The organism is Micromonospora chalcea (genome assembly GCF_028768405.1).
GTDB lineage: Bacteria > Actinomycetota > Actinomycetes > Mycobacteriales > Micromonosporaceae > Micromonospora > Micromonospora chalcea.
The window spans coordinates 595,001-621,364 of the sequence record NZ_CP118233.1; the positions used below are offsets into that span (position 1 = coordinate 595,001).

Sequence of the window (26,364 nt, forward strand, 5' to 3'; positions counted from 1 at the left end):
TCAAGGGCGAACGGTGGATGCCTTGGCACCAGGAGCCGATGAAGGACGTGGGAGGCCGCGATAGGCCTGGGGGAGCTGTCAACCAAGCTGTGATCCCAGGGTGTCCGAATGGGGAAACCCGGCATCAGTCATGTGATGTCACCCGCACCTGAACACATAGGGTGTGTGGGGGGAACGCGGGGAAGTGAAACATCTCAGTACCCGTAGGAAGAGAAAACAATTTAGTGATTCCGTGAGTAGTGGCGAGCGAAAGCGGATTGAGGCTAAACCGGCTGCGTGTGATACCTGTCAGGGGTTGCGTGGTCGGGGTTGTGGGACCCTGCTGAGCAAGCTGACACTTGTTCGAGAAGTTACAAAGCCAGTGGTTAGTCGAACAGTCTGGAATGGCTGACCGTAGACGGTGATAGTCCGGTAGGTGAAAGTTGCTGGTCTTCTGTGGGTGTTCCCGAGTAGCGGCGGACTCCTGAAATCTGCCGTGAATCTGCCAGGACCACCTGGTAAGCCTAAATACTTCCTGGTGACCGATAGCGGACGAGTACCGTGAGGGAATGGTGAAAAGTACCCCGGGAGGGGAGTGAAATAGTACCTGAAACCGTTCGCCTACAATCCGTCGGAGCCTTGCGGGGTGACGGCGTGCCTTTTGAAGAATGAGCCTGCGAGTTAGTGGCATGTGGCGAGGTTAACCCGTGTGGGGGAGCCGTAGCGAAAGCGAGTCTGAATAGGGCGTTTTTAGTCGCATGCTCTAGACCCGAAGCGGAGTGATCTAGCCATGGGCAGGCTGAAGCGCGGGTAAGACCGCGTGGAGGGCCGAACCCACCAACGTTGAAAAGTTGGGGGATGACCTGTGGTTAGGGGTGAAAGGCCAATCAAACTCCGTGATAGCTGGTTCTCCCCGAAATGCATTTAGGTGCAGCGTCGCGTGTTTCTTGCCGGAGGTAGAGCACTGGATGGTCTAGGGGGCCCACAAGCTTACCGAAATCAGCCAAACTCCGAATGCCGGTAAGTGAGAGCGCGGCAGTGAGACTGCGGGGGATAAGCTTCGTAGTCGAGAGGGAAACAGCCCAGATCACCAGCTAAGGCCCCTAAGCGTGTGCTAAGTGGAAAAGGATGTGGGGTCGCATAGACAACCAGGAGGTTGGCTTAGAAGCAGCCACCCTTTAAAGAGTGCGTAATAGCTCACTGGTCAAGTGGTTCCGCGCCGACAATGTAGCGGGGCTCAAGCACACCGCCGAAGCTGTGGCATTCACATTTTAACTTCGCCTGGCCTTGATGCCAGGTGCAGGTGTGTGGATGGGTAGGGGAGCGTCGTGCCGGGGGTGAAGCAGCGGGGTGACCCAGTTGTGGACGCGGCACGAGTGAGAATGCAGGCATGAGTAGCGAAAGAAGGGTGAGAAACCCTTCCGCCGGATGACCAAGGGTTCCAGGGCCAGGCTAATCCGCCCTGGGTGAGTCGGGACCTAAGGCGAGGCCGAGAGGCGTAGTCGATGGACAACGGGTTGATATTCCCGTACCCGCGAAAGAGCGACCCTGACGAACCTCGTTGTGCTAACCACCCGAACTGCCGGCGGTCTTCGGACCAAAGGTGGGGAGCGTGGGAACCTGGCGGGTAGTAGTCAAGCGATGGGGTGACGCAGGAAGGTAGCTGAGCCCGGCCGGTGGTTGTGCCGGGGTAAGCGTGTAGGCCGTGTCGTAGGCAAATCCGCGACACATGGGGCTGAGACGTGATGCCGAGCCGATTCAGGTGAAGTCAGTGATCCTATGCTGCCGAGAAAAGCCTCTAGCGAGTTCTTAGCGGCCCGTACCCCAAACCGACACAGGTGGTCAGGTAGAGAATACCGAGGCGATCGGGCGAACTGTGGTTAAGGAACTCGGCAAATTGCCCCCGTAACTTAGGGAGAAGGGGGGCCGGAGACGTGAAGCCCCGCGCGGGTGGAGCGTTGTATGGCCGCAGAGAGCAGGGGGAAGCGACTGTTTACTAAAAACACAGGTCCATGCGAAGAAGTAATTCGATGTATATGGACTGACGCCTGCCCGGTGCTGGAACGTTAAGGGGACCTGTTAGCTCTTCGGGGCGAAGCGGAGAACTTAAGCGCCAGTAAACGGCGGTGGTAACTATAACCATCCTAAGGTAGCGAAATTCCTTGTCGGGTAAGTTCCGACCTGCACGAATGGCGTAACGACTTCCCCACTGTCTCAACCACAGGCCCGGCGAAATTGCAGTACGAGTAAAGATGCTCGTTACGCGCGGCAGGACGGAAAGACCCCGGGACCTTTACTATAGCTTGACATTGGTATCTGAATTAGCTTGTGTAGGATAGGTGGGAGCCGGTGAAGCCTATACGCCAGTATGGGTGGAGGCAATCTTGAAATACCACTCTGGTTGATTTGGGTATCTAACTTCGGACCGTTATCCGGTTCAGGGACAGTGTCTGGTGGGTAGTTTAACTGGGGCGGTTGCCTCCTAAAGGGTAACGGAGGCGCCCAAAGGTTCCCTCAGCCTGGTTGGCAATCAGGTGTTGAGTGCAAGTGCACAAGGGAGCTTGACTGTGAGACTGACAGGTCGAGCAGGGACGAAAGTCGGGACTAGTGATCCGGCACTGGCATGTGGAAGCGGTGTCGCTCAACGGATAAAAGGTACCCCGGGGATAACAGGCTGATCTTCCCCAAGAGTCCATATCGACGGGATGGTTTGGCACCTCGATGTCGGCTCGTCGCATCCTGGGGCTGTAGCAGGTCCCAAGGGTTGGGCTGTTCGCCCATTAAAGCGGTACGCGAGCTGGGTTTAGAACGTCGTGAGACAGTTCGGTCCCTATCCGCCGTGCGCGTAGGATACTTGAGAAGGGCTGTCCCTAGTACGAGAGGACCGGGACGGACGAACCTCTGGTGTGCCAGTTGTCCCGCCAGGGGCACGGCTGGTTAGCTACGTTCGGAAGGGATAACCGCTGAAAGCATCTAAGCGGGAAGCTCGCTTCAAGATGAGGTATCCCACCCACTTTGTGGGGTAAGGCCCCCAGCTAGACGACTGGGTTGATAGGCCGGAAATGTAAGCCCGGTAACGGGTTCAGTTGACCGGTACTAATAGGCCGAGGACTTGACTACCAAGCTGCTACGCGTCCACTGTGCAACTCTGAACAAACGATCACCCACAGGGTTGGTTGACATGTTCATAGAGTTACGGCGGTCATGGCGGAGGGGAAACGCCCGGTCACATTCCGAACCCGGAAGCTAAGCCCTCCAGCGCCGATGGTACTGCACTCGGGAGGGTGTGGGAGAGTAGGACACCGCCGGACAATCTTCCAGTCGAGGGCCGCCCCAGCAGGGGCGGCCCTCGACTGCGTTAGCGTTCTCGGCGGAAACGCCATCAGGAAGGATGTACCTGTGAGCTCAGGACCCCAGGGCGGGGACCGCCCCCGTCGTTACGAGGATCGCGCCGACCGTGGCCAGGGGCGTGGTGACGCCGGCCGCGACGGCCGTCGCGATGACCGTCCCTCGTACCGGGGTGGCCGCGACGACCGCCCGGGCGGCTTCCGCGGTGGTGACCGTGACAGTGGCGCCCGTGGCGGCGATCGTCGCGAGGGTGGCTTCCGCGGTGGTGACCGCCGTGAGGGCGGCTTCCGTGGTGGTGACCGCCGTGAAGGTGGCTTCCGTGGTGGTGACCGCCGCGAGGGCGGCTTCCGCAGTGGCGATCGCGAGGGCGGCTTCCGCGGTGGCGACCGTCGTGAAGGCGGGTTCGGCGGTGGTGAGCGTCGCGAGGGCGGTTTCCGTGGTGGCGACCGTGAGGGTGGCTTCCGGAGCGGAAGCCGTCCGGGCGGCGACCGTCGCGAAGGCGGGTTCCGGGGCGGCGACCGTGACAGTGGCGCCCGTGGCGGCGACCGCCGTGAGGGTGGCTTCCGCAGTGGCGATCGCGAGGGCGGCTTCCGCGGTGGCGACCGCCGTGAAGGTGGTGCCCGTGACGGCGGCTTCCGGGGCGGTGAGCGTCGCGAGGGCGGCTTCCGGGGCGGCGACCGCCGTGAGGCCGGCACCCGCGACGGCGGCTACCGCGGCGGTGACCGCCGTGAGGGTGGCTTCGCCGGCGGTGACCGTCGTGACGGCGGTTTCCGCGGTGGTGACCGTCGTGAAGGCGGCTTCCGGGGCGGCGACCGTGACGGCGGCTTCCGCGGCGGAGAGCGCCGTGAGGGTGGCTTCGCCGGCGGTGACCGTCGGGAAGGCGGTTTCCGCGGTGGCGAGCGTCGTGAGGGTGGCTTCCGCGGTGGCGACCGCGAGGGCGGTTTCCGCGGCGGTGACCGTCGTGAGGGTGGCTTCCGGAGCGGTGACCGTGACGGCGGTTTCCGCGGCGGTGACCGTGACGGCGGTTTCCGCGGCGGAGAGCGTCGCGAGGGCGGTTTCCGGGGCGGCGAGCGTCGTGAAGGCGGCTTCCGCGGTGGTGAGCGCCGTGAGGGCGGTTTCCGTGGTGGAGACCGTGAGGGTGGCTTCCGTGGTGGTGACCGTCGTGAGGGCGGCGAGCGTCGTGAGGGCGGTTTCCGCGGTGGCGACCGTGAGGGTGGCTTCCGGGGCGGGGACCGTCGCGAAGGCGGCGAGCGTCGTGAGGGCGGTTTCCGCGGTGGCGACCGCCGCGAAGGCGGCCACCAGGGTGGCGACCGTCGGGAGAGCTACGCCGGCGGCGAGCGCCGCGAGGGCGGCTTCCGCGGCGGCGAGCGCCGTGAGGGTGGCTTCCGCCGCGACGACCGTCGTGACGACCGTCGGCCGGGCGGCTTCCGGGGCGAGTGGGACGGTGAGCGCCGTGGCTACGGTGACCGGCCGGGCGGCGACGACCGCCGTGGCAACTTCGGTCCGCAGCGGGAGCGCCGGGACGAGCGCGGCGAAGGGCGTACCGGTGAGGCGCCGGAGTTGCCGGACGAGGTCGTCGCGAGCGACCTCGACTCGGCCGTCCGGGCGGAACTGCTCTCCCTCGCCAAGCCGGTTGCGGAGACGGTTGCCCGGCACCTGGTCGCGACCGGGCTGCTGATCGACGAGGACCCGACGCTGGCGCTGGCGCACGCCATGGCGGCCCGCCGGCTCGCGTCGCGGATCGCCGCCGTGCGGGAGGCCGTCGGACTGGCCGCGTACCACGCCGGTGAGTGGCAGACGGCCATCGCCGAGCTGCGGACGTACCACCGGATGAGCGGTCTGCAGAGCCACCTGGCCGTGCTGGCCGACTGCGAGCGGGCGCTGGGCCGGCCGGAGCGGGCGATCGACCTGTTCCGCGGCGCCGACCGGGACAAGCTCGACCAGGCCGTCGCGATCGAACTGCTCATCGTGGCCGCCGGCGCGCGCGGCGACCTCGGGCAGAAGGACGCGGCCGTGGCGATGCTGCAGGTCCGCGAACTGACCGGCGACTCGACCGAGCCGTGGGCGGCGCGACTGCGTTACGCGTACGCGGACGCGCTGCTGGCGGTGGACCGGCGCGAGGAGGCGCGGGAGTGGTTCTCCCGGGCCGCCGACGTCGACTCCGAGGGGGAGACCGACGCCGCCGAGCGGCTGCTGGAGCTGGACGGCGTGGTCATCGAGGGCGACGACGAGCCCGAGGACGACGCGGACACGTCCGAGGCGTCGGCCGATGACGATGACGATGACGACGATGACGACGACGATGACGACGACGATGACGACGACCGTGAGGACGACGCGCGGCTTAGCGACGACGTCGTGTCGGGCACCGGCGGCGACGCGGCACGGGCCGGCTACCGGGACCGTGACGCGGGCGACCTGACCGACGACGAGCTGACCGACGCCGAGGCCGGCTCGCTCGCCACCGGCGCCCCGACCGCCGTCACGACGTCCGAGGACACCGCCACGTCGACCGCGGACACCGCCACGCCGGGCAGCACCGTCGCGGCTGCGGACGCCACCGAAGTCACCCCGGCCGAGAAGGCCGACGCCGACCGGCCCGCACCGGGCGACGCCGCGTCCGGCGAGGGCGAGGCGGCGGAGCGCCGGTGACCGGGTACGGCGGGGGCACCGCTACCGGCGCGGACCAGGGGCGACCCGTCCGCGCCGGAGCGGCCGGCCGGCTGGTCGACGCGTACTCGCTTGTCGTCTTCGACCTGGACGGCGTCATCTACCTGATCGACCGGCCCATCCCGGGCGCGGTCGAGGCGGTCGGCCGGCTGCACGCCGAGGGGCGCGCCGTCGCGTACGCGACGAACAACGCCTCCCGGCGCTCCAGCGAGGTCGCCGACCTGCTCACCGGCATGGGCGTCCCGGCGCAGCCGGCGGAGGTGCTCACCTCCGCGGCGGCCACCGCCGAGCTGCTCCGGGACCGGCTGCCCGAGGGCGCGCCGGTACTCGTGGTCGGCGCGGAGGCGCTGCGGGCCGAGCTGCGCGCGGTCGGCCTGCGGCCGGTGTCCACCGTCGACGAGGAGCCCGCCGCCGTGGCCCAGGGCTACGGCCCGCAGGTCGGCTGGTCCGACCTGGCCGAGGCGTCCCTGGCGGTACGCGCGGGCGCGCCCTGGTACGCCACGAACACCGACCGCACCCTGCCCAGCCCGCGCGGCCCGCTGCCGGGCAACGGCTCGCTGGTCGCGGTGCTGCGTACCGCGCTGGGCCGCGACCCCGACGTGGTGGTGGGCAAGCCGGAGCCGGCGCTGTTCACCACCGCCGCGCGCCGGGCCGGGGCCGGGCGCACGCTCGTGGTGGGGGACCGGCTGGACACCGACATCGAGGGCGCCCGCCGGGCCGGGCTGGACAGCCTGCTGGTGCTCACCGGGGTAAGCGACGCCGCCGAGCTGCTGGCCGCGCCCGAGGAGCGCCGCCCCGCGTACGTCTCGTTCGACCTGGCGGGGCTCTTCGACCCGGACGCGGTGGTGACGGTGCCGGGCCGGGCGACCGCCGGCGGCTGGTCGGTGGCGGAAGCCGGCGCGGACCTCGTGCTCGACGGCGCGGGACCGCCGCTGGAGGCGCTCGCCGCGCTCTGCGCGGTGGCCTGGTCGGCGTCGGCCGGGCCGCGCGTGCGGGCGCAGTCCCCGGCGGCGGCGGAGGCGCTCGCCGCGTTCGGCCTCGACGGCTGAGCGGCGAAGCACCCCGACGGCGGCGCGGTCGCGGTGGACCGGCTAGAGCAGCTTGCGGAGCTTCATCAGGTCGAACGGGTTCGCCTTGATCGAGACGCGCCGGGACGCGACCGCCGACATCACGTCGAGGCGGCCGTTCACCAGCGCGACCAGGTCGTCACTGCCGGTGCTCAGCGCGATCTTCGCCTTCGGGTCGTCGCCGTCGGCCAGGTCGACCAGCCGCCCGCCCTCCAGCCGCCCGTGGAACGCGGTGCCGAGATCGGTGATCCGGCAGGCCAGCGTGCGGTCCAGGTCGATGCGTCCCTGCGCCTCGGCGTTGCGGTCCAGCCGCGCGGCCAGGTCCTGCAACGCCTGCCGGCACTCGTCCACGCTGGCCACATCGTCTCCTCACCACGAACCACGCCGTTTCCCGGCACCGTACCGCAATGGGGCGTCCGGGGTGCCCGGTAGCGTGGCACCTGCACACCTCGCCCCGCGGAAGGACTCAGGCATGCAGGACGCGTGGCGCGCCTACCTCGAGCTGGCCATGGGCCTGACGGAGGCGCCCCGGAAGAAGGCACAGGACGCGGTCATGCGCGTCGTCGGTCAGGGTGGCGCGACCGCCGCCCAGATCCAGACGCTCGCCGAGGAGCTGGTGGCCACTGGCCTGGCGAACCGGGAGTCGCTGACCAAGCTGGTCCGCTTCGAGGTGGACCGGGCGCTGGGCGCGGTCGGGCTGGCCACCGCCGACGAGGTCGCCGAGCTGACCCGCCGGGTGCACGACCTGGAGCGGCAGCTACGCGAGGCGCGCGGCAACCTCGGGCCCGGCGAGACGCCGCCCGCCGGATCGTCCGAGCCCGCCTCCGCGCCGGCCGGGACCGCCACCGCGCCGTCCGGCGCGACCGCGCCGCCGACCGCCGAGTCCGCGGCAACGGCGCCGACGAAGGCGGTGGCGAAGAAGACGGTGGCCAAGAAGGCGATCGCGAAGAAGCCGCCCGCCACCATGGCCCGTACCCCCGCCGACGGCTCGCCCGCCGCGCCCGCCCGGCCGGCGAGGAAGGCCACCGGCCGCCGGGCGGCCGGCTCGTGACCGCGCCGCGGCCCGGTCCGCCGCCGGGCCCGCGGCCCGGACCACCCCCGGGGGTACGCCCCGCGCCGGCCGAGGAGGTCGGCGAGGCGCGGCACCCGGCGGTGGACGCCGCGGTGCTCGGCATGGCCAACGCCGAGGCGCTCGCCCCGGCCGACCAGATCGCCCAGTACGAGGCGGCGTACGAGACGCTGCGCGAGACCCTCGCCACCATCGACCAGGCCTGAGCAGAGGCGGAGACACACCTGATGGCTCGTCGTACCCGGCTGGACGCCGAACTGGTCCGGCGCGGGCTGGCCCGCTCCCGGGAACAGGCCGCCGCGCTCGTGGAGGCCGGTCGCGTCCAGCTGCGCGGAGTGCGGGCACGCAAGCCCGCGGCGATGGTCGACCCGGCCGATCCGCTGCTGGTGACCGGAGAGGACCCGGCCGACGAGTACGTCTCCCGGGGCGGCCACAAGCTGGCCGGCGCGCTCGCCGCGTTCGCCCCCGGCGGGCTGACCGTCACCGGCCGGCGCTGCCTGGACGCGGGCGCGTCGACGGGCGGGTTCACCGACGTGCTGCTGCGCGGCGGCGCGGCCGAGGTGGTCGCCGTGGACGTCGGCTACGGGCAGCTCGCCTGGTCGCTGCGCACCGACGAGCGGGTCCGGGTGTTCGAGCGTACGAACGTGCGTACGCTCACGCCGGAGGCGATCGGCGGCCCGGTCGACCTGACGGTGGCCGACCTGTCGTTCATCTCGCTGCGTCTGGTGCTGCCCGCGCTGGCCGCGTGCACCGGCCCCGGCGGCGACCTGGCGCTGATGGTCAAGCCACAGTTCGAGGTCGGCAAGGAGCGCGTCGGCGCCGGCGGCGTGGTCCGCGACCCGGCGCTGCGCGCCGAGGCGGTGCTCGACGTGGCCGCCGCGGCCGCCGGGCTCGGCCTGGGCCTGGCCGGAGTGGCGGCCAGCCCGCTGCCCGGGCCGAGCGGCAACGTCGAGTTCTTCGTATGGTTGCGCGGGGACGCGCCCGCCGCGGACCCGGAGCGGGTCCGCGCGGTGGTGGCCGCCGGCCCGCAGGGCGCCGCCACCACGGCGGCCACGACCGAGGAGGTGTCCGGGTGAGCCGCACCGCGCTGCTGGTGACGCACACCGGCCGTCGACGCAGCACCGAGCACGCGCGCGCGGTGGCCGCCGACCTGATCGCCGCCGGTTTCGAGGTGCGGGTGGTGGCCGAGGAGGCCGACGACCTGGACCTGCCCGGTGTGGTGCCGGTGACCGGCCCGGAGGCGGCCGAGGGCGCCGAGATCGTCTTCGCGCTGGGCGGGGACGGCACGTTCCTGCGCGCGGCCGAGCTGGCCCGTCCGACGAAGGTCCCGTTGCTGGGCATCAACCTGGGCAAGGTCGGCTTCCTCGCCGAGGCGGAGATCGACGACCTGGACACCGCGGTACGTGACGTGGTCGAGCGTAACTACAGCGTGGACGAACGGCTCACGCTGGACGTCACCGCCGAGTTCGACGGCGGGCCGACCATCGAGTCGTGGGCGCTGAACGAGATCAGCGTGGAGAAGGGCGAGCGCGCCCAGATGCTGGAGCTGCTCGTCGACGTGGACGGCCGGCCGCTGTCCCGGTACGGCTGCGACGGCGTGATCTGCGCGACCCCGACCGGCTCCACCGCGTACGCGTTCTCCGGCGGCGGGCCGGTGGTCTGGCCCGAGGTGGAGGCGCTGCTGCTGGTGCCGATCAGCGCGCACGCGTTGTTCAGCCGCCCGCTGGTGACCGCGCCGACGTCGACGTTCGTCATCACCGTCGACCCGTTCACCACCCTCGCGGTGCTCTGCTGCGACGGCCGGCGTGTCTACGACCTGCCGCCGGGCGCCCGGGTCACGGTGCGCCGGGGCACGTTGCCGGTGCGCATCGTGCGGTTGCGGGCGCGTCCGTTCACCGACCGGCTGGTGGCCAAGTTCGACCTGCCCGTCCAGGGCTGGCGGGGCAACCGTCGCTGACCGACGGATCAGCGGAAACCTCCGTTCGGACCACCGGTCCGGGCCGCCGCGCACGTTACGGTGGGCGTACGGGCCGCGATGAGGTGAGTCCGGGTGCGGCGGTGAGGCCCGCCGCTTCCGGATGCGTGGCCCGGATGTCGCGGGCTCGGCCAGGGGGTGGTCGGGGCCGCGACGGTCGGGACGCCGGAGTGTCGTAGCCGGCCGCGGCGGGCGGACCGGCGCGCCGCGCCCGATCGGGTGTCGACCCCGGTCGGGCGGACAGGTCGTGCAGCCGCCGCCGGAGGAAGCGGCGGCGCGCGAGCTGGGCGACGCGATCTCCGGCGTCCCGGCCCTCTACCGCGCTGTGCTCGTGTCCACCTGGCGACATGTCGCCGGTGCGGCGGCCATCAGGTCGGCCGGCCGCCGTGCACCAGTGGGCAGGTCGCGGTGCGACCGTCCACCACGGCCGGTCGGTGGCCCAGCCGCTGCGCGAACTCACCGGCCCGGGCCGTGTCCGCCCGTACCGGGCTGCGGTGGAGCTCCTCCTCGTCCGGGGTCGGGTGCCCGCGGCTCGACCTGCCGGCTGGTCAACTGTCACACGGCGGGGCTACTGTCGGGTGCTGTGCTGGAAGAGCTGCGCATCACCGGACTGGGCGTCATCGAGGACACCACGCTGCCGCTGGCCGCGGGGATGAACGTCATCACCGGCGAGACCGGCGCCGGCAAGACCATGGTGGTGACCGGCCTCGGCCTGCTCTTCGGCGGCCGCGCCGACGCCGGCCGGGTGCGCGCCCAGCCGGGCCGCGCCGTGGTGGAGGGCCGGCTGCGCCTCGGTGGGCGGGTGGCCGAGTCGGTGCACGCCCGCATCCTCGACGCCGGTGGTGAGCCCGACGAGGACGGCTCGCTGCTGCTCAGCCGCACCGTGACCATCGAGGGGCGCTCCCGCGCGCATCTGGGCGGGCGGGCCATGCCGGTGTCCACGCTCGGTGAGGTCGGCGAGCAGGTGCTGGCCGTGCACGGCCAGTCCGACCAGCTGCGGCTGCTGCGCCCGGCCGAGCAGCGCGCCTCGCTCGACCGGTTCGCCGGGCCCGAGCACGAGAAGCTGCTCGACGCGCTGCGCGAGACGTACGCCAGGTGGCGCACCGTCGTCGACGACCTGGCCGACCGGCGGCGCAACGCGCGCGAACGCAACCAGGAGGCCGACCTGCTGCGGCTGGGCCTGGACGAGATCACCCGGGTCGATCCGCAGCCGGGGGAGGACGACGAGCTGAAGGCGGAGGCGCAGCGGCTGGAGCACGCCGAGGGGCTGCGTACCGCCGCGCAGGTGGCGCAGCAGTGCGTGGCCGGCGGCGTCGAGGCGGCCGACGACGCGCCGGACGCGACGGCGCTGCTGGGCACCGCGCGGCGCACGCTGGAGGCGCAGGCCGGCACCGACCCGGCGCTGGGCGAGCTGGCGGCCCGGCTGGAGGAGGCCGCCACGCTGGTCACCGACGTGGCCGCGGAGCTGTCCACCTACCTGGCCGCGCTGGACGCCGACCCGGCCCGCCTGCAGACCGTCTACGAGCGGCGGGCCGCGTTGCGCGGGCTCACCCGCAAGTACGCCGACGACGTCGACGGCGTGGTGGCGTGGGCCGAGCGGGCCCGCACGCGGCTGTCCGATCTGGACACCTCCGACGAACTGCTGGACGAGCTGGACCGCGAGGCCACCCGGCTCGCCGGTGAGGTGGCCGACCTCGCCGGCCGGGTGTCGGCGTCCCGGCGGGAGGCCGCGGTCCGCTTCGCCGAGGAGGTCACCGTCGAGCTGGCCGGGCTGGCCATGCCGCATGCCCGGATCGAGGTGGCGGTGCTGCCCCGTCCGGCGGGCCGGTCCGAGCCGAGCCTGCTGGTCAACGGCGTCGAGACCGGCGTCGGCGCGGACGGCGCCGACGAGGTGGAGCTGCGGCTGCTGGCCCACCCGGGCGCGCCGGCGCTGCCGTTGCAGAAGGGCGCCTCCGGCGGCGAGCTGTCCCGGGTGATGCTCGCCATCGAGGTGGTCTTCGCCGGTTCCGGCGGCCCGCCCACGCTGGTGTTCGACGAGGTCGACGCGGGTGTCGGCGGTCAGGCCGCGGTGGAGATCGGCCGCCGGCTGGCCCGGCTGGCCCGCAGTCATCAGGTGCTCGTGGTCACCCACCTGCCGCAGGTCGCCGCGTTCGCCGACCGGCACCTGGTGGTGGCCAAGGACACCGGGGGAGCGGTCACCACGAGCGGGGTGCGCGTGGTGGAGGACACCGAGCGCGCCCGGGAACTGGCCCGGATGCTCGCCGGTTTGCCGGACTCGGATCTGGGTATCGCCCATGCCGAGGAGCTCCTGGCCGTGGCGGCCAAGGAAAGGCGTCCGTGATACCCCGATTGTGAGCGCAAGCACACCGGCGCGGGTTCCGGTGTGCTTCCCTGGGTAGGCGGCCCTGCTCAGGCATGTCGCGACAGCAAAACCTGCCTCACATGCCAGGATGGTCACGATGCGTCTACCCATACTGCGCCGGAGCCGGAACCCGGAGCCGGGCTCCATCGTCGGCACCGCGCGCCTCGACCGCCGGACGAAACGGCTGGTCGGGCGGCTGCGCCCCGGCGACATCGCGGTCATCGACCACGTCGACCTGGACCGGGTGGCGGCCGACTCGCTCGTCGCGGTGGGTGTGGCGGCGGTGCTCAACGCCAAGCCGTCGGTCTCCGGCCGCTATCCCAACCTCGGCCCGGAGGTGCTGATCTCGGCCGGCATCCCGCTGCTGGACGATCTCGGCGAGAGCGTCTTCGAGCAGGTCCGCGAGGGTGACCGGGTCCGCATCGAGGGCAACACCGTGTTCGTCGGCGAGGAGCCGGTCGCGCACGGCACGCTGCAGGACGCCGAGACCGTGGCCAAGTCGATGGCCGACGCCCGGGAGGGCCTGTCGGTGCAGTTGGAGGCGTTCGCCGCCAACACGATGGACTACCTGCGGCAGGAACGCGATCTGCTGCTCGACGGCGTCGGCGTGCCGGAGATCCAGACCCAGATCCAGGGCCGGCACTGCCTGATCGTGGTGCGCGGCTACGACTACAAGGCCGACCTGGACGTGCTGCGCCCGTACATCCGGGAGTTCAAGCCGGTGCTGATCGGCGTCGACGGCGGGGCCGACGCGCTGGTCGAGGCGGGCTACACCCCGGACATGATCATCGGCGACATGGACTCGGTCACCGACGACGTGCTGCGCTGCGGCGCCGAGGTGATCGTGCACGCCTACCCGGACGGGCGGGCGCCCGGCCTGGCCCGGGTCAACGGGCTCGGCGTACCGGCGATCACGTTCCCGGCGGCGGCCACCAGCGAGGATCTCGCCATGCTGCTGGCCGACGAGAAGGGCGCGTCGCTGCTGGTGGCCGTCGGCACCCACGCCACCCTGGTGGAGTTCCTGGACAAGGGGCGCGGCGGCATGGCGTCGACGTTCCTGACCCGGCTGAAGGTGGGCGGCAAGCTGGTCGACGCCAAGGGCGTCAGCCGGCTCTACCGGCAGAGCATCTCCGGTTCGTCGCTGCTGTTGCTGGTCCTGTCGGCGGTGGCCGCGATGGCCTCCGCGGTGGCGGTCTCCACCGTCGGGAAGGCGTATTTGGGCGTGGTCTCCGAATGGTGGGACAATTTCGTGTTCCAGCTCGGCCAGCTCTTCTAGCTCCCCCGACGATCAAGAGGCTGCAAGCGTGATCAACTTTCGCTACCACGTGGTGTCCCTGACCGCGGTGTTCCTGGCGCTGGCGATCGGCCTGGTGGTCGGCACGGCCGCCCTCAACGGGCCGGTCGCCGACTCGCTCCGGGAGAACGTCAACGGCCTGCGCAAGGACAACTCGCTGATGCGCCAGTCGGTCAACAGCATGCAGAAGCAGCTGGAGACCGAGGAGGACTTCGCCGCCGAGGTGGCCCAGCTCGTCCTGCCCGGCAAGCTGACCGGCCGTCGGGTGCTGGTGCTCACCCTGCCCAGCGGCCGCGACCAGGCCGAGGGCGTGGTGAAGATGCTGCAGACCGCCGGCGCGGACGTCACCGGCCGCATCGACGTGCAGGACAAGTTCGTCAACCCGGACAGCAACAACAACCTGCTGGAACTGGCGGTCACCGCCCGGCCGAACACGTCCCCCGCCATCAACCTGCCCGGCAACGGGCACGGCGTGGAGACCTCGAGCGCGTTGCTGGCGAACGTCCTGGTCGACCGTCCCGCGGGCACCCCGGCGGCCAGCGAGACCGACCGGCGCACGGTGCTGGAGCAGTACGCCACCGCCGGCTACCTCACCCCGGCGGACAAGATCTCCACCGCCGCCGAGGCGGTCGTGATGGTCACCGGCCAGCCGTACGTGGACAAGGACTCGGCCAAGAAGGACGAGTCGGTGGTGAAGATCGCCGTGGAGTTCGACCGGGCCGGCGCGCTGGTGGTCGCCGGCATGGGCTCGACCGGCGGGAACCTGGTCTCCGTGGTCCGCGGCGACCCGGTGCTGTCGCAGACCATCTCCACCGTCGACAACGCCAACACCGTGCAGGGGCAGCTGGCCACCAGCCTCGCCCTGGCGCAGCAGCTCACCGAGAAGAAGACCGGCCAGTACGGCGTGGGCGACAACGCCGCCTCCCGGGTGCCTACACTGCCCCGGTGACCGCTCGGGCCGCCCGGTCCGTGCCGCGTCGCGTTCGAAGTCCGGATCGAGGAGGTCCCGTGAGACTGGGTCGGCTGCTCGCCGTGGGCGCGGGGGTGCTGGCCGCCCGCTACACGCTGCGCCAGACGCGCACGTCGCCGGGCGGGCCGGCGCTGGAGCGCACCAACTACCGGGGCCGCACGGTGACCCTGGCCGCCGGTCCGGCCCTCGCCGTGGGCGCGGCGACCGGAGGCGCGCTGGGCGCCGGCAGCGCACCGGCCGGCGCCGCCGCGCTCGTCGCCGGGCTGGGCGCGGGCGCTGTCGGCCTCTACGACGACGTGGTCGGCGCACGCCCTGAGCAGAAGGCCGCCAAGGGCTTCGCCGGGCACCTCGCCGCGCTGCGCGAGGGCCAGGTCACCGCCGGGCTGGTGAAGGTCGCCGGGGTCGGTGTGGCCGGGCTCGCCGCCGCGGCGCTGCTCGCCGTCGACCGGCGGGTCGCCGCGCACCCGCGCCGCCGGCGCGCCGGGGCGGTCGGCCGCGGGCTCGACGTGCTGCTCGGCGCCGGCGTGGTGGCCGGCACCGCCAACCTGGTCAACCTGCTCGACCTGCGCCCCGGCCGGGCGCTGAAGTCCGGCATGCTGCTCGGCGCGCCGCTGACCACCGGCCCGCACGGCGGCATCGCGGCCGGCGCGGTGGGCGCGTCGGCCGCGCTGGTCGGGGACGACCTGGGCGAGCGGGTGATGGTCGGGGACAGCGGCGCGAACGCGCTCGGCGCGCTGCTCGGCGTGAGCCTGGCCGCGCGTACCGGGCCGCTGGGCCGCGCCGGCGTGCTGGCCGTGCTCGCCGCGCTCACCGCCGCCAGCGAGAAGGTCAGCTTCACCCAGGTCATCGCGTCCACACCGGGGCTGCGGCACCTCGACGAACTGGGCCGGCTGCCCGACTGACGTGACGAAACCGGCTCCTCTCGCCGCCGCCGGCCGGGTCGCCGGGGCGGCCGCCCTCATCGCCGTGCTCACCGTGGTCAGCCGGCTCGCCGGCTTCGGCCGCACCGCCGTGTTCACCTGGACGCTGTCCACCAGCGACCTCGGCGGCGCCTACCTGGTGGCCAACTACGTCCCGAACTTCATCTTCGAGATCGTCGCGGGCGGGGCGCTGGCCAGTCTCGTCGTACCGTTGCTGGCCGGCGCGGTCGAGGCCGGTGACCGGCGTGCGGTGGCCGCCACCACCGGGGCGCTGCTGACCTGGACGCTGACGCTGCTGGTGCCGCTGGCGGTCCTGGTGGCGATCTTCGCCGACCCGCTGCCGGGCCTGATCGGAGACGGTCTCAGCGAGGCGCAGCAGGCGTCCGGGGCCCGGATGCTGCGCGTCTTCGCGCCGCAGCTGCCGCTCTACGGCGTGGGCATCGTGCTCACCGGTGTGCTCCAGGCGCACCGCCGGTTCGCCTGGCCAGTGATCGCGCCGCTGCTGTCGAGCATCAGCGTGATCGGCGTCTACCTCGCCTTCACCGCGACCGAGGGGCGGCTGGCCACGATCGGCGAGGCCGGGCGCGGCGGCGAGCTGCTGCTGTCCGCCGGCACCACACTCGGCGTGGTGGTGCTCTCGCTGTCGCTGCTGATCCCGCTGCGCCGGCTGAAGCTCCGGATCCGGCCGGGCTACCGGTTCCCGGCCGACGCCCGGGCCCGGGTCGGCGGCCTGGCCGTCGCCGGGGTGGTCACCGTCGCCGCCCAGCAGATCGCCCTGGTGGTAGCGCTCAACCAGGTCACCTACGGCCGGACCGCCGACGTCGGCGTCTACAACCTCGCCCAGACCGTCTACTTCCTGCCCTGGGCGGTGCTGGCCGTGCCGCTGGCGGTGGCCGCGTACCCGACGCTCGTCGCGGCCCGGGCCACCGGCGACGAGCGCGCCTACCGGGACACGCTCGCCCCGGCGGTACGCGGCGTGGTGCTGTTCAGCCTGCTCGGCGCCGCCGCGCTCGTCGGCACCGCGATCCCGGTCGGGCACTTCTTCTTCGCCGACCCCCTGGACGCGCGTACCGCCGCAGCCGGGATCGCCGGGTTCGCGCCCGGCCTGCTCGGCTACGGCCTGTTCGCGGTCCTCACCCGCGCCCTGTACGCCCGCGGCGAGACCCGCGCGGCCACCGTCGCGACCGCGCTCGGATGGCTCAGCGTGCCCGCGTTCGCCCTCCTGTTCGCCCAGGCGCTGCCGCTGGCCGACCGGGTCCTCGCGGTGACGCTGGCGACCTCCGCCGGCATGGTGCTGCTCGGCGCGCTGCTGATCGTCGCGGTCCGGCGTGCCGCCGGCGGCGAGGCGCTCGCCGGGATCGGCCGGGCCGGCGCCGCCGGACTGCTCGCCGCCGTGGTCGCCGGAGCGGGCGGGGCGGCCGTCGCGGCGGGACTCGCCGGGCTCGGTGACGGCACCCCGACGACACCGCAGGCCCTCGCGCAGGGCATGCTGTCCGGGGTCGTGGTCGGTGTCCTGTTCCTCGCCGTCGCCTGGCTGACCGACGCCCGCGACCTGCGGCCGCTGCTCGCGACCGTGACCCGCCGGCTGCGCCGGCGACGCCCGGCCGGCGGGGACGACGGCCCGCCGGCGCAGCAGCACCCCGGCGAGCGGGGCGACGGAAAGGAGACCGTTTCCTCATGACGGACGCCTCGCCCGCACCGCGCTGGCCCGGGTCGGTGGCCCTCGTGCTCGCCTCCAGCACCGGCGGGGTCGGGCAGCACGTGCGCTCGATCGCCGGGGGACTCACCGAGGCCGGAGCGTCGGTGCTGGTGTGCGGACCGGCCGCCACCGAGGAGCAGTTCGGCTTCACCGGCGTCGGCGCCCGGTTCACCCCGGTGGAGATCCCGGCCAGCCCCACGCCGGGCGACGCGCGCGCGGTCACCGCGCTGCGCCGGGCGCTCGCGGACACACCCGTCGACGTGGTGCACGCGCACGGGCTGCGCGCCGGTCTGGTCGCGGCGCTCGCCCGCCCCACCGCGCCGCTCGTCGTCACCTGGCACAACGCGGTCCTCGCGAAAGGGCTGCGCGGCGCGGCGTCCCGGCTGGTCGAGCGGATCGTCGCCCGGTCCGTGCGGGTCGCGTTGGGCGCCTCCGCCGACCTGGTCGACCGCGCCGCCGCGCTGGGCGCCGCCGACGCGCGCCTGGCCCCGGTCGCCGCGCCCACGCTGCCGCCGCCGGGCCGCCGCCGCGCCGCCGTCCGCGCCGAGTTCGGCGTCACCGCCGACCGCCCGCTGATCCTCTCGGTGGGCCGGCTGCACCCGCAGAAACGGTACGACGTGCTCATCGACGCCGCCGCCCGCTGGCGCACCCGTACCCCCGCCCCGGTCGTGGTGATCGCCGGCAGCGGACCCGCGTATCTGCCGCTGGCCGCCCGGATCTCGGCCGCCCGCGCGCCGGTGACGCTGCTCGGGCACCGCACCGACGTGGCGGACCTGCTGGCCGGCGCCGACCTCGCCGTGGTGACCAGCGACTGGGAGGCCCGGCAGCTGTTCGCCCAGGAGGCGCTGCGGGCCGGCGTACCGCTCGTCGCGACCGCCGTCGGCGGGCTGCCGGAGCTGGTCGGCGACGGGGCCGTGCTGGTGCCGCCCGGGGACGTGGACGCCGTCGACGCGGCGGTGCGCGACCTGCTCGACGACCCCGTACGCCGGGCCGAGGTGGGCCGGCGCGGCCTGGCCCGGGCCGCGACCTGGCCCACCGAGGCGGACACCGTGGCCGCGCTCGCCGACCTCTACGCCGAGCTGACACCGCAGCACTCCGCCGGGAACCGCTGATGCTGCGCCGACTGACCCCGGTCCTGCTCACCCTGGTCGTGGTGGCGCTGGGCATCACCGCGCTGGCCGCCCGGCCGGACCGCGGCGCGGACCGGCCCGGCGCCGACTTCGTGGTCCTCGTCGGCGCGGCCGGCCTGCGCTGGGACGACGTCGACCCGGAGAACACGCCGACGCTGTGGCGGATGGCCGAGCAGGGCGCGATCGGCTCCCTGTCGGTGCGGTCCGCGCACCGGCCCACCTGCCCCGTCGACGGCTGGCTCACCCTCGGCGCCGGGAACTTCGCCGCCTGGCCGGGCGCCCGTCCGGGCGGTGGCTGCCCGGCGGCCGGCGTGACTGTGGAACGGCCCGACGGCATCGGCGCGAACCTGCCCGACCAGCCCAGCGTCGTGGCGCACAACCAGGAACAGCTCGCCTGGGGCGCCAAGCCCGGCGCGCTGGCCGAGTCGGTGCGCTGCTCGGTGGCGGTGGGGCCGGGCGCCGCCGTGGCCGCCGCCCGTCCGTTCGGCCGGGTCGACAGGTACGCGCCCACGCTGCCCGAGAACCCGGCGGAACTGCTCGGCTCCTGCGTGCTGAGCATCGTCGACGCCGGCACCGTCGACGACGACGACCCGGCCGTACGGGCCGCCCAGGCGCGGCAGGCCGACGCCCGGCTGGCCCGGGTCCTCGCCGCCCGGCCGCCGCGCTCACTGGTGCTGGTCGCGGGCGTCTCCGACACCGACAACCCGGCGCGGCTGCACGTCGCGATCGCCGACGGCCCCGGCTGGACGGGCGGCTGGCTGACCTCGCCGAGCACCGCCCGATCCGGCTACCTGCAACTGGTCGACCTGGCCCCGACCGTGCTCGCCGTACTCGACCGGCCGGCCCCGGAACGGGCCTTCGTCGGCCGTCCCGCGGTCACCGCCGACGACCGGCCCGACGACCTGCGGGCCGCGATCGAGGCGTCGGCCGACGCGGACCGGGAGGCCGCCGCCCAGCGGCGCGTCGCCGGCTGGTTCTTCACCCTGCTCGCCGCCGCCCAGCTGGCCCTCGCGGTGGCGGTGCTGCCGCTGCTACGCCGGGCCCGCCGCCTCGCCGGCCCGCACGGACCGGAACCGGTGTCCCGGCGCGTCGTCGCCGTGGTGGAGCTGCTGCTCATCGCCGCGGCGCTGGCCGTGCCCGCGGCGCTGCTGGCCGACGCCGTGCCCTGGTGGCGCGGCAGCCACGCCGGCGTCTGGTACGCCTCGGTGACCGCGCTGCTCGTCGTCGGCGGCACCGCCCTGGTCCGGTTCAGCCCCGGGCACGAGCGCACGCTCGGCCCGCTCGGCGCGGTCGCCGGGCTGGCCACGCTCGTGGTCGGCGTGGACGTGCTCACCGGCTCCCGGCTGCAGCTCAACGGCGTGGTCGGTTACTCCGCGCTGGAGGGCGGCCGGTACGCCGGGCTCGGCACCGTCGGGCTGGGCGTGTTCGTCGCCGGATCACTGCTGTGCGGCGGCTGGCTCGCCCAGCGGTTCCGCAAGGGCTGGCGGCCGATGGTGATGGTGGCCGTCGGCGGACTGGCAGTGGTGATCGTGGGCAGCCCGTACCTGGGCGCCGACTCGATCGGCGCGATCGCGCTCACCGCCGGCGTCAGCGTCGCCGCCGCCATCTGCACCGGCGGCTGGCTCACCGTGAGCCGACTGGCCTGGGCCACCATGGCCGCGCTCGCGGTCACCATCGGCTTCGCCCTGGTCGACCTGGGCCGTCCCGCCGACGAGCGGGGAAGCCTGGGCCGGTTCCTGGCCGCGCTCGGCGACGGCACCGGGGGGCTCACCGTGCACCGCTCCGGCGACTCCAACATCCAGACGCTGGTGAACAGCCCGCTCACCGTGCTGGCCCTGGCCGGGGCGGCGCTGGTCTGGCTGGCGCTGCTGCAGCCGTGGGGCGGCCTGATGCGGCTGTTCGGCATCTACCCGGCGATCCGGGCCGCGATGGCCGGCACCGGCGTGGCCGTCGGGCTGGGCGGCGTGCTGGGCGGCTCGGCGCTGGACGTGGCCGGCGCGGCGGCGGCGCTCGTGGTGCCCATGGCGGCGCTGTCGGCGCTGCGGGTGCTCGACCACTCCACCGACCGTACGCTGCCCGACAGCGGCCGCCCTGGCGGCGAGACGGACGCGGTACCACCGGGCGGCCCGGACAGCCCTTCCCGAGGCGGCCCCGCTGCCGGCGGCCCGCCTGACGGTGCTCCGTCGGCCGGTGACGGTGCTGGTGATGGTGGGTCGGCGGGCGACGGTCCGGCCGGTGACGGTGTGGGCGATCCGGGGGAGGCCGGGGAGCCGGCCGGACCGGGTCGGCAGGGCCCGGCCGGCACGGAAACGCCGAACGCATCGCCCGGCGCCGGGGCGCGGGTCCCCGCACAGCCGACCCCGGCCTCCTCGGAGGTCCCCGCCGGCTGACCGGCCCGCGCTGCCCGCGCGGGCGTGCCGCCCCCCGCCGCGCCCTCGCCAGATCGGGGAGGTGGCGGGGTCAAGGCCCTGTGGAAGGCACCACATCGGCGGGGTGGTGTCGATCAAGGGCCCGGACGGGGCACGGAAGAGCGCCGCACGAGGGCCGGCACGGGCCTCACGTGCGCCGACAGCGGGTGCGACGCCGGCTCACGGTCCGGATGGTGTTACCGTGGAATCCCGTGGATCGCGTGATCACTTGTCTGATCGGCACGGCGGTTCGCACGACCGCTACGGACGACACGGGAGCAGGCCTTGGCCCCTACAGCACGGACGACCAGGCACATTTTCGTCACCGGGGGCGTCGCCTCCTCGCTGGGTAAGGGCCTCACCGCCTCCAGCCTCGGCAGTCTGCTGACCGCGCGCGGACTGCGCGTGGTGATGCAGAAGCTCGACCCGTACCTGAACGTCGACCCCGGGACGATGAACCCGTTCCAGCACGGCGAGGTCTTCGTCACCGAGGACGGCGCCGAGACCGACCTCGACGTCGGGCACTACGAGCGGTTCCTCGACCGGGACCTCTCCGGCAAGGCGAACGTCACCACCGGCCAGATCTACTCGGCGGTGATCGCCAAGGAGCGGCGCGGGGAGTACCTCGGCGACACGGTGCAGGTCATCCCGCACATCACCAACGAGATCAAGGCCCGCATCCGCGGCATGGCCGACCCGGACGCCGACGGCCAGGTGCCCGACGTGGTGATCACCGAGGTCGGCGGCACCGTCGGCGACATCGAGTCGCTGCCGTTCCTGGAGTCGATCCGGCAGATCCGCCACGACCTGGGCCGGGACAACTGCTTCTACCTGCACGTGTCGCTGGTGCCGTACCTGGCGCCGTCGGGCGAGCTGAAGACCAAGCCGACCCAGCACTCGGTGGCGCAGCTGCGCAGCATCGGCATCCAGCCCGACGCGCTGGTGCTGCGCTGCGACCGGGAGATCCCGGACAAGGTCAAGGAGAAGCTGTCGCTGTACTGCGACGTCGACCGGGAGGCGGTCACCGCCGCCCCGGACGCGCCGAGCATCTACGACATCCCGAAGGTGCTGCACCGGGAGGGCCTCGACGCGTACGTGGTGCGCCGGCTCGGCCTGTCGTTCCGCGACGTCGACTGGACCCGCTGGGACGACCTGCTGGAGCGGGTGCACCAGCCGCGGCACACGATCACCGTCGCGCTCGTCGGCAAGTACGTCGACCTGCCCGACGCGTACCTGTCGGTGAGCGAGGCGATCCGGGCGGCCGGGTTCGGCCACCGCGCCCGGGTGAAGCTCAAGTGGGTGCCCAGCGACGACTGCGTGACGGCGGCCGGCGCGGCCGCCGCGCTGTCCGGCGTCGACGGCATCGTCATCCCCGGCGGCTTCGGCGTACGCGGCATCGAGGGCAAGGTCGGCACCGCCCGGTACGCGCGGGAGAACGGCATCCCGCTGCTCGGCCTCTGCCTCGGCCTGCAGTGCATGACCATCGAGGTGGCCCGTCACCTGGCCAACCTGGACGGCGCGAACTCCCTGGAGTTCGACGAGGAGGCCGTGCACCCGGTCATCGCCACCATGGCCGACCAGGAGGACATCGTGGCCGGCCGCGGCGACCTGGGCGGCACCATGCGGCTCGGGGCGTACCCGGCGAAGCTCGCCGAGGGGTCGATCGTCGCCGAGGCGTACGGCAGCACCGAGGTCAGCGAGCGGCACCGCCACCGGTACGAGGTGAACAACGCCTACCGGGACCAGCTCACCAAGGCGGGGCTGACGATCTCCGGCACCTCGCCGGACGGGCGGCTCGTGGAGTTCGTCGAGCTGGACCGCAACCTGCACCCGTTCTTCGTGGCCACCCAGGCGCACCCGGAGCTGAAGAGCCGCCCCACCCGCCCGCACCCGCTGTTCGCCGCGTTCGTCGGCGCCGCCGTGGCGTACTCGCAGGCCGACCAGCTGCCGGTGGACCTGGACGGCGCGGCGAAGAAGGCCGGCCGCGGCGGCGGCGCCAAGGCCCAGGCCAAGTGAGCGGCGTCGAGCACCGGTACGAGGTGACCGCGCGCCGCCAGATCTGGTCCGGCCGGATCTTCTCCGTGGTCAGCGACGACGTCACCATGCCCGGTGGCGGCGAGGCGACCCGGGACTACGTGCGGCACGTCGGCGCGGTCGCCGTGGTGGCGCTCGACGACGCCGGTCAGGTGGTGCTGATCCGCCAGTACCGGCACCCGGTCGGCCGGCACCTGTGGGAGCTGCCCGCCGGGCTGATGGACGTCGGCGGCGAGGACCTGGCCGCCGCGGCGCTGCGGGAGCTGGCCGAGGAGGCCGACCTGACCGCGGCGCGCGTGGACGTGCTCGTGGACCTGCACAGCTCGCCCGGCTTCTCCGACGAGGTGGTCCGGGTGTTCCTGGCCCGCGAGCTGGCCGAGGTGCCGGCGGAGCAGCGGCACGACCGGCACGACGAGGAGGCCGACCTCCAGGTGGTCCGCGTGGACCTGGACGAGGCGGTGCGGATGGTGCTGGCCGGTGAGATCACCAACGCGTCCTGCGTGGCCGGGCTGCTCGCCGCGGCCCGCGCGCGGGAGACCGGCTTCACCGAGCTGCGCCGGCCGGAGGCGCCGCTGCCGCGCTGATCGGGAACCGACGACGAAGGGGCCGCGCGGCGCTGTGCGCCGGGCGGCCCCTTTCCGTTGCGGTGGTCAGTCGCGCAGCGGGCGGCCCTGCCCGTCGACACCGCCGTTGACGAGGATCAGGATGCCGTCGACGAGGCCCCAGATCGCGCCGATGCCGCACGTCACGAGCGTGACGATGAGCTGGATGACACCGGTCTTGGTGTCGCCCATGTAGAACCGGCCGATGCCGAAGCCGCCGAGGAGGATCTGGAGCACACCCGCGACGACCTTGCTCTTGTCCGAGACGCCCTGCGGGTACTGCTGGTAAGGAGTGGTCATGAGCGGACACAATAGTGATCGACTCGCGTCCTGTCGGCCCCGGCACCCCGGTCGTGGAAGGATATTTACCGAACTCTGTCCTGTCGGCTGATGACGTCTCCACCGGCCAGCCTGGCCCATGCCTGACACACCGTCAGCACCAGCGGGCACCGGATGTCACAGTGTCGCCGTCCGTGGGCTTCCCACGGCTCTAGACTGCCGCCGGCGGGACCGGTGTACCGCGCCGGCAACGGAGCCGGCGCGGCGCCGCGCAGTCGGGGGTGAGCAGCCCCGGAGGAAGGTGTCTGCATCGTGAAGGTCGGAATCCCCCGCGAGGTCAAGAACCACGAGTACCGGGTGGCGATCACGCCCGCGGGCGTCAACGAGTTCACCCGCCACGGCCACGAGGTCTTCGTCGAGGCCGGCGCCGGCGTCGGCTCCAGCATCACCGACGACGAGTTCGCCGCCGCCGGCGCGAAGATCCTGGCCACCGCCGACGAGGTGTGGGACACCGCCGAGCTGGTCCTCAAGGTGAAGGAGCCGATCGCCGAGGAGTACCACCGGATGCGCGAGGGACAGGTGCTCTTCACGTACCTGCACCTGGCCGCCTCCCGCGAGTGCACCGACGCGCTGGTCGACCGCAAGGTCACCGGCATCGCGTACGAGACGGTCGAGCTGCCCGACCGGTCGCTGCCGCTGCTCGCCCCGATGTCCGAGGTGGCCGGCCGGCTCGCCCCCCAGGTGGGCGCCTTCTACATGATGCGCACCGGCGGCGGGCGGGGAGTGCTGCCCGGCGGCGTCTCCGGCGTGTACGCCGCCAAGACCGTGGTCATCGGCGCGGGCGTGTCCGGCCTCAACGCCGCCGCCATCGCGCTGGGCCTGCAGTCCGAGGTGCTGCTGCTGGACAAGAACGTGGCCCGGCTGCGCTCCGCCGACGCCATCTACCGGGGCCACCTGCAGACGGTCGCCTCAAACGCGTACGAGATCGAGCGGGCAGTGCTCGACGCGGACCTGGTCATCGGCGCGGTGCTGGTGCCCGGCGCGAAGGCCCCGAAGCTCATCTCCAACGAGCTGGTCTCCCGGATGAAGCCGGGCAGCGTGCTCGTCGACATCGCCATCGACCAGGGCGGCTGCTTCGAGGACTCGCGCCCGACCACGCACGCCGACCCGGTCTACAAGGTCCACGACTCGATCTTCTACTGCGTGGCGAACATGCCCGGCGCGGTGCCGAACACCAGCACCTACGCGCTGACCAACGTCACCCTGCCGTACGCCCTGGAACTGGCCAGCCAGGGCTGGCAGGCGGCGCTGCGCAACGACCCGGCGCTGGCACTGGGCCTGAACACCCACGCCGGCAAGGTCGTCTACGGCCCGGTCGCCGAGGCGCACGGCATGGACGTGCTGCCGCTGGACGAGGTGCTGAGCTGACCGACGCCGCCGTGCGCAGGGCCGGCGCGGAACCCGCGCCGGCCCTGCGCCGCGCGGTCCGGACGTACCTGGACCACCTCACCGTCGAGCGCGGGCTGTCCGCGAACACGCTCGCCTCGTACCGCCGGGACCTGGACCGCTACCTCGCCACCCTGGCCGCCGCCGGGGTGGACGACCTGGCCGCCGCCGGGCCCGCGCAGGTCGAGGCCCACCTGGCCCGGCTGCGCGCCGGCGACGACCACCACCCGCCGCTCGCCGTCTCCTCCGCCGCCCGCGCCGCCAGCGCGGTACGCGGCCTGCACCGCTTCGCGCTGCGCGAAGGGCTCACCGGCGCCGACCCCAGCCGCGACGTCCGCCCGCCCGCGCCGCCGCGCCGGCTGCCCCGGGCGCTGCCCGTCGACGCGGTCCTGCGGCTGCTGGAGGCCGCCGGCCCGGCCGACGGCACCGGCGACGCCGCCGCCCGCGCGCTGCGCGACCGGGCGCTGCTGGAATTCCTGTACGGCACCGGCGCGCGCATCTCCGAGGCGGTCGGCGCCGCGGTCGACGACCTCGACCTGGACGCCGGAACCGTGCTGCTGCGCGGCAAGGGCGGCCGGACCCGGCTGGTCCCGGTCGGCGGGTACGCGGCCGACGCGCTGCGCGCCTGGCTGGTCCGGGGCCGCCCGGCGCTGCTCGCGGCCGGACGCGGCACCCACGCGGTGTTCGTCAACGCCCGCGGCGGCCCGCTCACCCGGCAGGGCGCCTGGGCCGTGCTGCGCGCCGCCGCCGCCCGGGCCGGCCTGCCGGTCGACGGCCCCGACGCGGTCTCCCCGCACACGCTGCGCCACTCGTACGCCACCCACCTGCTCGACGGCGGCGCGGACGTACGCGTGGTGCAGGAACTGCTCGGCCACGCGTCGGTGACCACCACCCAGGTCTACACACTGGTCACCGTGGAACGACTGCGCGAGGTGTACGCGACAGCGCATCCGCGCGCCCGCTGAGCGCCGACGTCGCCGGCCCTGGCCGACGGGCCGCCGACACGCCGACCCGCTACCGAACGCGCTGCTGGCCGGTGGCGTACAGTCGGCATCGGCGCGGGCCTCCAGGTGCGACGGACCGGGGGTGCGCAGCGGCGCCGCGAGGGACGT

General features: G+C 73.1%; 20 protein-coding genes and 2 rRNA genes (1 of these 22 running past the window's edge). 19 read left to right on the plus strand and 3 right to left on the minus strand.

Annotated elements, in window-relative coordinates:
• A 23S ribosomal RNA gene (locus tag PVK74_RS02765) occupies nt 1-3,099 on the plus strand (it extends 10 nt beyond the left edge of the window).
• A gap of 74 nt (nt 3,100-3,173) precedes the next feature.
• Nucleotides 3,174-3,290: ribosomal RNA gene (gene rrf, locus PVK74_RS02770) — 5S ribosomal RNA — on the plus strand.
• A 94-nt stretch (nt 3,291-3,384) separates the two neighbouring features.
• Here rrf and PVK74_RS02775 read toward each other — a convergent pair.
• Entirely contained in the window at nt 3,385-4,983 is a 1,599-nt protein-coding gene (locus PVK74_RS02775) for a hypothetical protein (RefSeq protein WP_274478079.1), read from the minus strand.
• On the opposite strand from PVK74_RS02775, the gene PVK74_RS02780 reads away from it, so the two are divergent.
• Both PVK74_RS02780 and PVK74_RS02785 read left to right on the plus strand, forming a co-directional pair.
• The gene (locus tag PVK74_RS02780) at nt 4,888-5,979 is read left to right on the plus strand and encodes a tetratricopeptide repeat protein (protein ID WP_420800513.1); all 1,092 of its coding nucleotides are present in this window, start codon (nt 4,888-4,890) and stop codon (nt 5,977-5,979) included. The two genes, PVK74_RS02775 and PVK74_RS02780, sit on opposite strands and share 96 nt — an antisense overlap.
• A 71-nt stretch (nt 5,980-6,050) precedes the next feature.
• The gene (locus tag PVK74_RS02785; RefSeq protein WP_210872633.1) at nt 6,051-7,046 is read left to right on the plus strand and encodes an HAD-IIA family hydrolase; all 996 of its coding nucleotides are present in this window, start codon (nt 6,051-6,053) and stop codon (nt 7,044-7,046) included.
• Between the two features lie 42 nt (nt 7,047-7,088).
• Here the strand turns inward: PVK74_RS02785 and PVK74_RS02790 are convergent, their stop codons facing one another.
• Nucleotides 7,089-7,424, minus strand: coding sequence for an SCP2 sterol-binding domain-containing protein (locus PVK74_RS02790; protein ID WP_043324901.1), 336 nt, complete (start codon nt 7,422-7,424; stop codon nt 7,089-7,091).
• Nucleotides 7,425-7,536: 112 nt separating this feature from the next.
• Between PVK74_RS02790 and PVK74_RS02795 the strand changes: the two genes are divergently transcribed.
• The 13 genes from PVK74_RS02795 (at nt 7,537) to PVK74_RS02855 (ending at nt 23,509) form a co-directional block, all read left to right on the plus strand.
• The gene (locus PVK74_RS02795) at nt 7,537-8,115 is read left to right on the plus strand and encodes a phasin family protein (protein WP_247301758.1); all 579 of its coding nucleotides are present in this window, start codon (nt 7,537-7,539) and stop codon (nt 8,113-8,115) included.
• Nucleotides 8,112-8,339, plus strand: a complete 228-nt coding sequence (locus PVK74_RS02800) for a hypothetical protein (protein ID WP_030502668.1) — start codon at nt 8,112-8,114, stop codon at nt 8,337-8,339. Before PVK74_RS02795 ends, PVK74_RS02800 begins: the two co-directional genes overlap by 4 nt.
• Before the next feature lie 21 nt (nt 8,340-8,360).
• Nucleotides 8,361-9,209, plus strand: coding sequence for a TlyA family RNA methyltransferase (locus PVK74_RS02805; protein ID WP_104115246.1), 849 nt, complete (start codon nt 8,361-8,363; stop codon nt 9,207-9,209).
• Entirely contained in the window at nt 9,206-10,090 is an 885-nt protein-coding gene (locus PVK74_RS02810; RefSeq protein WP_064446404.1) for an NAD kinase, read from the plus strand. The genes PVK74_RS02805 and PVK74_RS02810 overlap by 4 nt, the downstream gene beginning before the upstream one ends.
• A gap of 601 nt (nt 10,091-10,691) precedes the next feature.
• The gene (gene recN, locus PVK74_RS02815; protein ID WP_274478080.1) at nt 10,692-12,449 is read left to right on the plus strand and encodes a DNA repair protein RecN; all 1,758 of its coding nucleotides are present in this window, start codon (nt 10,692-10,694) and stop codon (nt 12,447-12,449) included.
• Between the two features lie 118 nt (nt 12,450-12,567).
• Nucleotides 12,568-13,746 carry a putative cytokinetic ring protein SteA gene (gene steA, locus PVK74_RS02820; protein WP_030502674.1) on the plus strand — a complete coding sequence of 393 codons (1,179 nt, stop codon included), beginning with the start codon at nt 12,568-12,570 and terminating at the stop codon, nt 13,744-13,746.
• A gap of 28 nt (nt 13,747-13,774) precedes the next feature.
• A complete protein-coding gene (locus PVK74_RS02825) occupies nt 13,775-14,713 on the plus strand; it encodes a copper transporter (RefSeq protein WP_069089175.1) in 939 nt (312 codons plus the stop codon).
• A 59-nt stretch (nt 14,714-14,772) separates the two neighbouring features.
• Nucleotides 14,773-15,636, plus strand: a complete 864-nt coding sequence (locus tag PVK74_RS02830) for a hypothetical protein (protein ID WP_274478081.1) — start codon at nt 14,773-14,775, stop codon at nt 15,634-15,636.
• A gap of 1 nt (nt 15,637) precedes the next feature.
• Nucleotides 15,638-17,335, plus strand: coding sequence for a murein biosynthesis integral membrane protein MurJ (gene murJ / locus PVK74_RS02835; RefSeq protein WP_043324898.1), 1,698 nt, complete (start codon nt 15,638-15,640; stop codon nt 17,333-17,335).
• The gene (locus PVK74_RS02840; protein ID WP_064446399.1) at nt 17,332-18,465 is read left to right on the plus strand and encodes a glycosyltransferase family 4 protein; all 1,134 of its coding nucleotides are present in this window, start codon (nt 17,332-17,334) and stop codon (nt 18,463-18,465) included. The genes murJ and PVK74_RS02840 overlap by 4 nt, the downstream gene beginning before the upstream one ends.
• Complete coding sequence (locus PVK74_RS02845; protein WP_113974874.1) at nt 18,465-20,873, plus strand: hypothetical protein; 2,409 nt, start codon at nt 18,465-18,467, stop codon at nt 20,871-20,873. The genes PVK74_RS02840 and PVK74_RS02845 overlap by 1 nt, the downstream gene beginning before the upstream one ends.
• Nucleotides 20,874-21,176: 303 nt before the next feature.
• Nucleotides 21,177-22,907, plus strand: a complete 1,731-nt coding sequence (locus tag PVK74_RS02850; RefSeq protein ID WP_043324896.1) for a CTP synthase — start codon at nt 21,177-21,179, stop codon at nt 22,905-22,907.
• Complete coding sequence (locus tag PVK74_RS02855) at nt 22,904-23,509, plus strand: NUDIX domain-containing protein (RefSeq protein WP_043324895.1); 606 nt, start codon at nt 22,904-22,906, stop codon at nt 23,507-23,509. Before PVK74_RS02850 ends, PVK74_RS02855 begins: the two co-directional genes overlap by 4 nt.
• A 66-nt stretch (nt 23,510-23,575) precedes the next feature.
• On the opposite strand, the gene PVK74_RS02860 is transcribed toward PVK74_RS02855, so the two are convergent.
• Nucleotides 23,576-23,947, minus strand: coding sequence for a TM2 domain-containing protein (locus PVK74_RS02860; protein WP_082930962.1), 372 nt, complete (start codon nt 23,945-23,947; stop codon nt 23,576-23,578).
• Between the two features lie 171 nt (nt 23,948-24,118).
• On the opposite strand from PVK74_RS02860, the gene ald reads away from it, so the two are divergent.
• Both ald and PVK74_RS02870 read left to right on the plus strand, forming a co-directional pair.
• Nucleotides 24,119-25,234: an alanine dehydrogenase gene (gene ald, locus PVK74_RS02865; protein WP_274478082.1), complete on the plus strand. Its 1,116-nt coding sequence runs from the start codon at nt 24,119-24,121 to the stop codon at nt 25,232-25,234.
• A gap of 11 nt (nt 25,235-25,245) precedes the next feature.
• Nucleotides 25,246-26,217 carry a tyrosine recombinase gene (locus PVK74_RS02870; protein ID WP_274478083.1) on the plus strand — a complete coding sequence of 324 codons (972 nt, stop codon included), beginning with the start codon at nt 25,246-25,248 and terminating at the stop codon, nt 26,215-26,217.
• The last annotated feature ends 147 nt before the right edge of the window (nt 26,218-26,364 follow it).